1 protein-coding gene is annotated in these 923 nt (G+C 31.5%); it reads left to right on the forward strand.

Annotation, left to right across the window (positions count from 1 at the left end; all coding sequences use genetic code 11):
- Positions 1–231 precede the first annotated feature (231 nt).
- Positions 232–923: IS110 family transposase (locus tag ACFS3A_RS26715; protein WP_379828780.1), on the forward strand; the 692-nt coding region annotated here is incomplete at its 3' end.

The following is a 923-nucleotide window of genomic DNA, read 5'->3' on the forward strand; positions in this document are numbered from 1 at the left end:
CTCGTTCCTCCTTTAGATTTGTTTTTTGAAATTTTAAGTAGATTTATGATTGAGAAAGGAAGCAAAAGTAAACTATTCGGTCCTCCGAGCTTATGACTCATATTTCGATTAAGACTTTAGCTTCCCTTTCATCAAAGACTCAGATAGAAATTTGGGCTAGTGACCCGTTATTAAGGAGTAGAGCTTATGATGAATTTCTCAAATCATTTGTTGAATCGTAAAAGCAAAGTTATGAAAAACATTATTATCGGCATTGATATTAGCAGCAAGACTTTGGATATCTGTGTTAAGGAAGAATCTGTAAATTACTTTTCCATTGAAAACAAGGTTCAGGTTATAAAGCGTTTTTTCAAAAAATATTCAGGTGAAAATGTAATGATAGCTATGGAAAATACTGGCAGGTATAATTGGAATCTGTTTGAAGCACTTGAGAAATTTGACTTTAAAGTTTATGTCATATCAGCTCTTCATATCAAGAAAAGCATAGGTCTTGTCAGAGGCAAAAATGATAAGATCGACGCGTTGCGAATTTGTAGTTTTATTGAAAAAAATTATCAGGAAAGCAGAGAATGGAAGCCAAGTTCCTGCTCCATTAAAAAGATAAAAATATTATTGACTGAAAGAGCTTTAAGAATAAAAATCAAAAAACAGCTTATGGTTCAGCAGCATGACTACAAATTAATGAAAGGAATAGGATTGGATAAAGAATTAAAAAGTCTGAATGTAAAACTCATTAAAAATATTGAGGAACAAATTAAGAGTCTTGAAAATGATATTGAAGATATTATCCGCAATGATGAAAATCTTTGCCAGCAGCAGAAATTAATAAAATCTGTTCCTGGAGTAGGTCAGGTTTTATCTTGGACATTATTATCAAAAACAGAAGGTTTTACAGTTATAACAGATCCAAGAAAAATGGCATG

Origin of the sequence: Flavobacterium notoginsengisoli (assembly GCF_042686225.1) — a bacterium.
GTDB classification, from domain to species: Bacteria; Bacteroidota; Bacteroidia; order Flavobacteriales; family Flavobacteriaceae; genus Flavobacterium; species Flavobacterium notoginsengisoli.